Raw genomic sequence first — 10,345 nt, 5'->3', positions numbered from 1 at the left:
CAAAAACTCCGCTTTGGATTACTCCTGATAGCTGTTTTGCTCCTGATAGCCGGGCTCCATGCTTCGATGTTTTGGATAATGAATAGCTGTTGCAAGGCTTTCTCATAATCATCAAAGGTATCACGAGATAATGAGACTTCGCCTGAGCTTAAGATGTCTTCTATCAACGTTTTCTTCTTTGCGAGTGTTGATATGTTGCGTGCATATGACTTCAGAATCATCTGAGTGGTCAGACTGTCCCGCCTTTTCCCATCCACACGAGTTATATCATCCTCGCAAAGAGATTGAACATATTTCTTGGCTATCAGGAGTTGTGAGCTTTTGGATCTAGTCTGCAATGATGCCGGCCAACCTCCTCGGGAGGCCAAGAAGATAAGATCTTCAATCTTTAAGTTGCTGGTTTTCCCGTCTATGTTGTAGTCGGGGTTATCAAACAATTCTTTCAAAGAAACTGATCCCGTAGAGTCTTGGGACTCCCACAGGCTCATAGGCATCATACTCATCCTGGCGATTCTCCCCACTCCGGAGTGCAAGATCTCAGACTTGTTGATAGCATTAGACCCGGTAAGAATGAATTGACCGGGGAGGTTCCTGATATCAACCTGCGCTCGAACAGCGTCCCACAGAACCGGTATATCTTGCCATTCGTCAACTAAGCGAGGGGTTTCACCATTAAGTAGCAGGGAGGGCTTTGACAAAGCAGTTGCCTGGTACTCCGCACGCATGTCCGGATCCTGAAGCTGGATCACACTCCTGGCAATCTGACGGGCAGTGGTCGTTTTGCCACACCACTTGGGTCCCTCGATGAGAACGGCCCCAAAAGCCTCAAGAAGCTCGCAGAGCAGTGCGTCTACCGTACGTTTATAGTAACTCATATCTACCTGTGTCATTGAAGCTCAAATATAGCAATTATCCGACATGCAAACTGTGCGATCGGCAAATTTGTGGTGTTTCGATCGGCAAATTTGTTGTGTTTCGGTCGACAAATTTGTGGTAGAGCGAGGGCGTAGACTTTGCAATCGGGTTGCGGAGAAGTTCTCCTACCTTTGTCCGCAAGAGAATAAAGATATGAATAAGAAATTACTGCGCCTGATCGCAGCCGCACTACTCCTGGCGGTGGCTGTAGTTATAGAGCACCATGTGGCTCTGCCTCTCTGGCAGCTGCTCCTCATCTACCTCGTACCTTACCTCATCGTTGGGTACGATACGCTGTGGGAGGCGGCGGAGGGAATAGCGAAGGGGGAACTGCTGGACGAGGACTTCCTGATGAGCATCGCCACGCTGGGGGCACTGGGAATTGGCTTCCTACCGGGGGCTGAGAGCCAGTTCCCCGAGGCGGTCTTCGTTATGCTCTTCTTCCAGCTCGGGGAGCTCTTCGAAGAGTATGCCGAGGGGCGCAGCCGACGGGCGATCTCTCACCTGATGGAGATCCGGCCCGACACCACCCACATCCGCCGAGGTGGTGAGGTGGTGGAGGTGCCGTCGGAGGAGGTATCCATAGGTGATACCATGGTGATACGCCCTGGAGAGCGAGTGCCCCTCGACGGCATCATCACTGAGGGGCGCTCCAGCCTCAATACCGTCGCCCTCACCGGCGAGAGCGTCCCGCGGGAGGTCGCCGAGGAGGACGAGATCCTCTCGGGATGCGTCAATATCTCCGGGCTGCTTGAGGCACGCGTGACGAAGAGCTTCGGCGACTCCACCGCCTCGCGGATCATCAAGCTGGTGGAGGAGTCTGCCGAGCACAAGTCCCGGAGCGAGACCTTCATCACCCGATTTGCTCGGGTCTACACTCCGATAGTCGTGGGTGTGGCGGTGCTGCTTGCCATTGTCCCGCCACTCCTCACGGGCGACTTCAGTGGGCACTTCGCCACCTGGCTCTACCGTGCCCTCACCTTCCTCGTCGTCTCCTGCCCTTGCGCGCTCGTCATCTCCATCCCGCTCACCTTCTTCGCCGGCATCGGTGGTGCCTCGAGGGAGGGGATCTTGATAAAGGGTGCCAATTACATTGACCGGCTCGCCAAGACCGGCGTTGTTGTACTGGACAAGACCGGCACGCTGACGAAGGGAGTCTTCGAGGTGAATGCGGTCCACCCGGTGGCACAGGATGAGAATCATCTGCTGCACCTCGCCGCCCACGTGGAGCGCTTCTCCACCCATCCCATCGCTGCGTCACTCCGGGATGCTTACCCCGGGGAGCAGGACGACTGCAGCGTAGAGCAGATCGAGGAGATCGCCGGTGAGGGCGTCACGGCGGTGGTGAATGGACAAAAGGTGGCGGTCGGCAATAGTACCCTCATGGAGCGCATCGGAGCCAAGTGGCACCCCTGCGACCACGTCGGGACGATTGTCCACGTCGCCATCGACGGCGTCTATGCCGGACACATCGTCGTCTCCGATGCGATCAAGCCCGATGCCCGTGAGGCGATGGATGCGCTGCGTCAGGCGGGGATCACCCGCAGCGTGATGCTGACCGGCGACCACCGAGACGTGGCGGCCCATATCGCTGAGGAGACCGGCGTGACGGCATTTCACGCTGAGCTCCTCCCCGAGGATAAGGTGAAGAGACTGGAGGAGGAGCTGAATGCAGCCGAAGGGATGGTCGCTTTCGTCGGGGATGGGATCAATGATGCGCCCGCCCTCGCACGAGCCGACATCGGGATCGCCATGGGTGGTCTCGGATCCGACGCCGCCATAGAGGCGGCCGATGTGGTGCTGATGGATGACAAGCCCTCCAAGATCGCCCTCGCCATCCGGATCTCTCGCCGCATCCTTCGGATCGCCCGGGAGAACGCCATCTTCGCCATCGGGGTGAAGCTCCTCGTCCTCCTCCTCGCCGCCCTCGGTCTTGCGACGATGGGCATGGCGGTCTTCGCCGACGTCGGTGTGATGGTCCTTGCGATCCTCAACGCCATGCGCGCCCTCCGCACCCCCCGCTGATATCTGGAGTGGTGCCTGAGTAGGGCAGAGTGTATTCTCTTTGCTACGCAAAGGTCTCCATCTCTTTCGATGTCCCCGTCTCGGCCTATCAGAATGCGAATTAGCCCAAAGCTCGCAGGGCTGACGCGTTTGAGACTCATCCATCAGCAGCGTAACCGCATCCGCAAGGATGCCCGCTCCCTAAGTATCAGCCTCTCTGACGGGCATCAAATAAGTTTACTGTAAGGCTCAAGCTCGTCAGCCCCTACACCCTCAAACTAAACCCGGTATTAGTCATCACTATTACCGGGTTTAGTGATGACTAATACCGGGTTTAGAATTCACCGAACTCTATCCAGCTCGATACGATACTCCCCGGCGCCGGGGATTCGCCTACCGGCGGCATAGGGGATGAATGTGGCATCGTACAGGGGCGGGGTGTCAGAAGACGGGGACCGGCGAGTAAGTCCCTGCGGGATCGGGCGGGCGAGGTAAAGCTCAAATGCGTCAGCCCCGCCAAAGCTCGTCGGGCGTTTCGTATTCTGGATAAAATGGCTACCTTTGCCCTCACATAAGACCGAGAGGTCATCGGGGTGTAGCGCAGTCCGGTTAGCGTATCTGCTTTGGGAGCAGAGGGTCGCGAGTTCGAATCTCGCCACCCCGACAAGACAAAAAAAGAGAGCGATGAGGAGATCTATTTCTCTTCATCGCTCTCTTGGTTTATCTTGTTAGGATTTCCTATCGACCCATACGGGTGGAGGGGTTGAGTACCTCGTGGTGGCTGTAGGGCTGCTCCTCGGGGCGGTGGAGGGCGGAGTCGGCAGGCTTCTCCTCCGCCGGCAGGGTCGCTTCGTCATCGTCCATATAGCAGATGACATCGCCCTTGCGAACCATGGCGCCCTGATCGGCAACCACCTCACGGATGCGTCCACCGACGAGGGCGGTCACCGGCTCGCGGTAGCCGCCTGAGGGGCAGATCTCGCAGAGGCAGCTCCCACGGCGGTAGGCGGTGCCGACCTGAGGTGCGGCGGAGCCCTCCTCGAGATTGATCTCCCAGAGGATCTGACCACTCGTGGGGGCGGTGACTGCCGTCCATGCGGCACGCTTCAGCGCCCGAACCTCCTCGGGGGTGGTGCCGAGGAGGGCGGCACGCTCAGCACGCTTCTGCTCCAGGTCCTCGAGGAATCGCTCCTTGGCAATGCCGGAGCGGTAGTCGCGGTACTGCGGCTCGTGCATGGCGAGCTCAAAGAGCTCCTCGTCGTCCTCGCCGTAGTCCCAGCCCTCCTCGTCCATCATCCGGCGGAAGCGGTCGAGGTCGTCGGGGTAATTGGTCTGCGGGTCAGCGTCGGTAAAGGCGAGCCCCTTCTCCTCCGCAAGCGTGCGCAGCTCCTCAGCCACGGGGCCGGGGACGCGACCATTCTTGCCGAGGATCATTCCCCAGGCCTTCTCATCAATAGCCTGCCACCGCTCGCCGCCGCGCTCCATATTGAAGACATTCATCAGGGCGATGTTCTTGGTGTACTGGCTGTAGGGGGTGACGAGGGGCGGGTAGCCGAGCATTGGCCAGATGTGCGCCACCTCGTCGAAGAGCTTCACCATCAGATCGTCGATGGAGATCTCCGGCTCGTCCTTCTGCCGATGAAACATATTGATCGCCTCGTGGATGCCCTTCAGGTCGGACATCATCGAGCCCATCATCCCTCCGGGGAGCCCGCAGCCGATGAGGAGCGAGGAGCACTGGAGGTTTTGCTCATTGATGTAGTAGCCGAGGAAGTCGTCCACAAACTCCTGCGTGAGTGTGCGGACCTGCATATAGGCCTTCATATTGATCTCCGGCACCTCGAAGCCATCGGCTCTCAGCATCTCCCGGATGGTGATCACGTCGGGGTGGATCTTTCCCCACGAGAGCGGCTCCACGGCGGTGTCGAGGATGTCCACGCCGGCGCGCGCCGCCTCGAGCATAGACGCGACGGAGAAGCCGGGACCGATGTGGCCGTGGTACTCGATCACGATGTCGGGGTGCGCCTCCTTGATCCGCCGGACGATCTGACCGATGACTGTCGGTCGACCGATGCCGGCCATATCCTTGAGGCAGATCTCCTCAGCTCCCGCCTCGATGAGCGTGTCGGCAAGAGCGGCGTAGTAGTCTACCGTGTGGACGGGCGAGTGGGTGATGCAGAGCGTCGCCTGCGGGGTCATACCCGCCTCCTTGGCGTACCGGATCGAGGGGATGACGTTGCGGGGGTCATTGAGCCCGTCGAAGATGCGGGTAATGTCGACTCCCTGGGCGTGCTTCACCTTGTACATCAGCCGCCGCACATCCGACGGACAGGGGTACATCCGGAGGGCATTGAGCGCCCGGTCGAGCATGTGGGTCTTGATCCCTGCCTCACGGAAGGGCTTGGTAAAGGTCCGGACAGCTTGGTTGGGATTCTCGCCTGCGAGCAGCTGAACCTGCTCGAAGGCGCCTCCATTCGTCTCCACTCGGGAGAAGCAGCCCATATCTATGATCGCGGGGGCGACCCGCTCCAGCTGGTGGGCGAGAGGCTGGTACTTCCCCGAGCTCTGGAACATGTCTCGGTAGACGAGACTGAATTGTATCGGTTTCCTTTTTGTCATAAAAAGAAGAAGCGGTTATTACAGCTTGCGTGCGGCGAGGTCGCTCAGGTGGGAGCGCTCGCCGTGGATGAGATTGACGTGTGCAAAGCAGTCCTCACCGCGCATCCGCTCGATCATGTAGGCGAGGCCGTTGCTCCTGCTGTCGAGGTAGGGCGAGTCGATCTGCTGTACGTCTCCGGTGAAGATCATACGGGCGTGGTCGCCGGCGCGGGTGATGATGGTCTTGATCTCCTGGGGCGTGAGGTTTTGCGCCTCATCGACGATGAAGATCACGTCGCCGAGGCTTCGACCACGGATGTAGGCCAGTGCCTCGACCACTAAGCGCTCATCGCCCAGCATAGCATCGATCTCCTGTGCAGCGGCGGACCCGGTCCCGAGCTGTGACTTGATCACATTGAGATTATCGAAGAGCGGCTGCATGTAAGGCATGATCTTCTGCTTATAGTCTCCCGGAAGGAAGCCGATGTCCTTGTCGGCAAGGGAGACGATCGGTCGGGCGAGGAGGATCTGTCGGTAGTCCTCGGCCTGGGCGAGGGCAGCAGCGAGGGCGAGGAGCGTCTTACCCGTACCGGCGGTACCGGTGAGAGCGACGAGGGAGATGGTCGGATCCATCAGCACGTCGAAGGCGAGCGCCTGCTCCGCATTGCGCGGGGAGATGCCGAAGTAGCTCTTCTTCTCCACGGTGCGGACCGTCTTCGCCTCATTGTCCACGCGGCAGAGTGCGGAGGAGTTGGGAGCCTTGAGGACAAAAGTCTGATTGGGCACCACGGTGACCGGCAGGGAGAGCTCCTCGACGGGAACGCCCTTGCCACCGGCGACGTAGAGGCTGTCCACGGCGCTATCGTCGGCGATCTCTATCTCGTGCTGCTCGGGTCGATTGGGGTCCTCCTGCCGGATCTTGTCGGTCGTGTAGTCCTCCGCCTCGAGCCCGAGGGAGAGAGCCTTGAGCCGCATATTGACATCCTTGCTCACGAGGACCGTTTCCTCGCCGGGATGCTCGTCCATCAGCGTCAGTGCGGTGGAGAGGATGCGGTGATCCTTGATGTCCTCCCCAAAGGCTGCCTGCACCTTGGGGTGGTGCTGTCCCTCGGTCAGGATGTAGACCCGTCCGCCGTCGGCATTGACCGCTATGCCGTTGGTGATGAAGTCGTGGAGCTTGCTCCCCTTCTCCTTCGTGTCCTTCTCCGTCTCCTCCTCGATCGCCTTGTCGATGATGCGGGTAAAGGCGCGCGCATTGTAATTGATCTGCTCGTAGCCTTTCTTGAATTTATCCACCTCCTCAAGGACGGCGATGGGGATGTAGACGTTGTTTTCCTGGAAATTCTTCACGCACTGGTAGTCGTGGAGGATCACGTTGGTATCGAGTACAAAGTTCTTCTTAGCCATGGTTGTTCGGTTGAGTTAGTGTATCCTTCGGCACAAATGTAGCGAAAAGAGATCCAATTGTACATTCAGCCCTTTCCTTACGAGAAGAATTGCTCGAGGGCGGAGCGGGTGATGCCGACGGAGGAGAAGCCGCCGTCGTGGTAGAGATTCTGCATTGTCACCTTACGTGTCAGGTCGGAGAAGAGTGCGACGCAGTAGTCGGCGCAGTCGTCCGCATCGGCATTGCCGAGAGGCGACATCCGGTCGGCAAAGAGGCGTAGCTGCTCCATCCCCTCGATCCCCTCGCCGGCAGTGGTCGCCGTCGGAGACTGGGAGATCGTATTGATACGCACGTGGCGCGCCTCACCGTAGATCAGCCCGAAGCTCCGGGTGATCGACTCGAGCATCGCCTTGGCATCCGCCATGTCGCTGTAGTCGACGAAGGAGCGCTGCGCAGCAATGTAGGTGAGCGCCACCACCGAGCCCCACTCGCTGATTGCATCGAGCCGCTTAGCGACCGAGAGCATCTTGTGGAAGGACATCGCTGAGATATCGAGGGTCTTCTCGTAATTCATGTAGCTGAGCTCCTCGTAGGGGATCCGCTTGCGGATGTTGGGGCTCATGCCGATGGAGTGGAGCACAAAGTCGATCCTCCCGCCCAGCTGCTCCATCGCCTGCGTGAAGACCTGCTCCAGCTCCTCGACCGAAGTGGCGTCCGCCGGGATGACGATACTCCCGGTCTCCTCTGCCAGCCGGTCGAGCGTGCCGAAGCGCAGCGCCGCGGCGGTATTCGAGAGGGCGAGTGTGGCGCCCTCCTCATGGCAGCGCTCTGCCACCTTCCAGGCGATCGACTTCTCATTGAGCGCCCCAAAAATGATCCCCCTCTTCCCCCTAAGCAATCCGTATGACATGATAATCTATGGCTTATGAAAAACGACTCGACAAAGTTAAGTATAATGCGCTACACCCTACCGCCCCGAAGCCCGATGAGACCCCCCATTTCTATTACCGGTAATAGTCAACACTAATATCGGTAACAGAAGTACCAGACCGCTACTATCTGAGTGACAGCGATATGCATTTTTGCATCCGGATTATGCATTCGGGCTGGCATTCGGCGGCAAAGTCAGATGCGTTCGTCTGGTTGTGTTATGAAGTGTTTTTTTGCTGATAAGAGATTATACCTATATTTGCATTAGAAGAATGCTAATCATAACCTTTGTATATGCGAGTATTGACATGAGATTTACTAAAATGAAAGGCTCTGCGGCCTTCTTGCTTTAGCAGGAGTGCTGTCTCTCTGCTCCTGTATGGAGCAGATCGCTCCGGACAACAAGGTCTGCCTGTCTTTCTACGATGAAGATTATATCCCTGAGGTGTATGGTCTTTCTGGTTTGGTTGCATCTTTGGATGCAAAACCCATTTCTATGAGTATGCTAAGTGTTTTTTATACTGTAATAGGATTATGAAGAATAAGAGTTATATGACGATCGCGAGGTGCTTAGCCATCTCACTTATGGCGTGTCTCATTTGTGGATGCGATGACGACACCAACAAGCCAGATAATGAGCCTGTGCGAAGTCTATACAATACAGTGTGGCGAGGAAATGCGAATGGTTACATCGAGCAGCAGACTACTGACATTAAGGTATCTCTGAGCTTCCTGCCGGGTAAAGTGGAGGGGACACCCGGCTATGAGAGTAAAACCGGTGAAACCGGTATGATGTATCTATCCTATCGCAATTACAAGTATGAGGGGGTGCGAAAATGTAACTATTGTTACGAAGATGGTCTGCTGCGATTAGCTATGTATGCTCTTAAGGATCATAAATGGGTGCTTGCAGAAGAATATGTCTTTATTATTGAAACATTTACCTCTGAGTACCTTAATTTAGGCAACGTGGATCATATTAGTGACTCGCTATTCTGGGGTATTTATTGCGCTCGTGTCAAAAATGATCAAGGGTTAGTGGAGTGGTAGGAGAGACTGCCTTTCTACTCTGCTTCTCTGTGCGTGATATAAGTCCGCCAAAGACTTTGCGTTAGGTCGTTTGCGAAGCTCCTGCCAACTTCGGCAGGGGCTTCGTGGCTTAGATCTCTAACGTATGAATGAGCTTGTAGTCGACAGAAGTGAGCGCTACATGCAGATAAGAGACAGGCGGAGGTGGGGGAGGTGGTATCTTTGCAGTGCTCCTTGGGGTGGCTGATTCGCATTTCTATGTGGGGTTGGTACATTGCCGGAGAGAGATAATTTCGTACCTTTGCGGTGCCTTACCCATGAGGGTAGGGCGGGTGGCGAAGAGGCCGACCCTTGCCGAAATAGCTCAGTTGGTAGAGCGACGCATTCGTAATGCGTAGGTCACGAGTTCGAGTCTCGTTTTCGGCTCTCCCTCCCCCGAGAGCGTCTGCGGATGATTTTTATCCGTGGGCGCTCTCACTTTTTTGGAGGTGGAGGGTAGTAAGGGTATATTTGCGAGAAGGACCACATTGGCAGTCCTATTCATACTATCATTATAGCCTCCAGCTCTATGGCAAATATCCTCCAAATGCTCTCACCGGAGATGAAAGAGATCCTCCGATCGCAAAACATCTGGCCCGATCAGGTACTCTACCTGACCCGTCCGGATCAGCGGCTTGACATGTTTGCCCTCGGGCAGCGCCATTTCGAGATCTTCCTGCAGACCGAGGAGTATTTCCGTCAATTGGTGTCCAAGGCGGACCGCAAAGAGCGGAGTGCGGGCTACAATGTGCTTCCCCGCAAGTTTCGCGCGGTCCTCTACGAGTCCAGCGACACCGCTGAGCCGAGGCGGCTGCTCTTAGCCCTGCCACAGTCCGACATCCCCGGGCTGCGGGATCTCTACCCCATGCTGATATGGACTACGGATGAGGAGCAGAGCTTGATGGAGAGCCTGGGAGATGACATCGCCCTCCAGGCCTACCGAGACGGCTACATGGATAGTATGCCTATCGTCGCTCTGATGACCGGTGAGGTGCTCGCGGATGAGGACCCCCGTGGGGAGGAGAAGGAAAGACGCCGGGCAGAAGCGGTCCCGGAGCAGCTCTTCGCCTCCATAGACGATCGGACAGAAGTGGGCGAAATGGTGCAGGCGGAGATGAAGGAGAGGGGGATTCTCCCGGAGGATCTGCTGATGATCCGGGTCGGTGATGAGACGATGGAGAGTCTCTCTGATGAGAGGGTCCACGGCATCCTCCTGCGCTACGACGATGAGAATATGGATCGGCTCTATCAGCAGGCCGCCTCAGATAGCCCACTCGATGCGGACACCCGCACACCCAGGCCCTTCAAGGCCTGCTTGCTGAGGGACAGTCGCGGGACAGAGAAGCTCTATAGGCTGGAGGCTCCGCCCAAGTTAGATCCGGACGAACCGGAGCGACCACTCTTCTTCCCCCACCCCTCCATGCACGAGGAGATGGAGGAGGC

The 10,345-nt window shown here is 57.2% G+C and carries 8 protein-coding genes and 2 tRNA genes; 6 read left to right on the top strand and 4 right to left on the bottom strand.

What is annotated here, in order from left to right; genetic code table 11:
• Positions 1–875 (bottom strand): AAA family ATPase (locus Q0F21_RS03240; RefSeq protein WP_297237367.1); only part of this gene is annotated, 875 nt, incomplete at its 3' end.
• Between the two features lie 193 nt (positions 876–1,068).
• Between Q0F21_RS03240 and Q0F21_RS03235 the strand changes: the two genes are divergently transcribed.
• Entirely contained in the window at positions 1,069–2,940 is a 1,872-nt protein-coding gene (locus Q0F21_RS03235; protein ID WP_297237365.1) for a heavy metal translocating P-type ATPase, read from the top strand.
• Positions 2,941–3,508: 568 nt separating this feature from the next.
• Positions 3,509–3,583, top strand: a tRNA-Pro gene (locus tag Q0F21_RS03230).
• A gap of 74 nt (positions 3,584–3,657) precedes the next feature.
• On the opposite strand, the gene Q0F21_RS03225 is transcribed toward Q0F21_RS03230, so the two are convergent.
• The 3 genes from Q0F21_RS03225 to Q0F21_RS03215 form a co-directional block, all read right to left on the bottom strand.
• Positions 3,658–5,538 carry an oxaloacetate decarboxylase gene (locus Q0F21_RS03225; protein ID WP_297237364.1) on the bottom strand — a complete coding sequence of 627 codons (1,881 nt, stop codon included), beginning with the start codon at positions 5,536–5,538 and terminating at the stop codon, positions 3,658–3,660.
• Between the two features lie 18 nt (positions 5,539–5,556).
• Positions 5,557–6,924: a PhoH family protein gene (locus Q0F21_RS03220; RefSeq protein WP_297237362.1), complete on the bottom strand. Its 1,368-nt coding sequence runs from the start codon at positions 6,922–6,924 to the stop codon at positions 5,557–5,559.
• 77 nt (positions 6,925–7,001) lie between these two features.
• The gene (locus Q0F21_RS03215) at positions 7,002–7,814 is read right to left on the bottom strand and encodes an SDR family oxidoreductase (protein ID WP_297237360.1); all 813 of its coding nucleotides are present in this window, start codon (positions 7,812–7,814) and stop codon (positions 7,002–7,004) included.
• 399 nt (positions 7,815–8,213) lie between these two features.
• Between Q0F21_RS03215 and Q0F21_RS07825 the strand changes: the two genes are divergently transcribed.
• The 4 genes from Q0F21_RS07825 to Q0F21_RS03200 form a co-directional block, all read left to right on the top strand.
• The gene (locus Q0F21_RS07825; RefSeq protein WP_363282493.1) at positions 8,214–8,372 is read left to right on the top strand and encodes a hypothetical protein; all 159 of its coding nucleotides are present in this window, start codon (positions 8,214–8,216) and stop codon (positions 8,370–8,372) included.
• Entirely contained in the window at positions 8,369–8,884 is a 516-nt protein-coding gene (locus Q0F21_RS03210) for a hypothetical protein (protein WP_297237358.1), read from the top strand. The genes Q0F21_RS07825 and Q0F21_RS03210 overlap by 4 nt, the downstream gene beginning before the upstream one ends.
• 332 nt (positions 8,885–9,216) lie before the next feature.
• Positions 9,217–9,289 (top strand) — tRNA-Thr (locus tag Q0F21_RS03205).
• 142 nt (positions 9,290–9,431) lie between these two features.
• Positions 9,432–10,345, top strand: a 914-nt coding sequence (locus Q0F21_RS03200; RefSeq protein WP_297237356.1) for a hypothetical protein, incomplete at its 3' end; no start/stop codon positions are given.

Source organism: uncultured Porphyromonas sp., assembly GCF_934359325.1.
Lineage (GTDB): Bacteria > Bacteroidota > Bacteroidia > Bacteroidales > Porphyromonadaceae > Porphyromonas_A.
The sequence above is the reverse complement of the archived record's forward strand: the minus strand, read 5'-3'. Positions and strand labels throughout refer to the sequence as shown.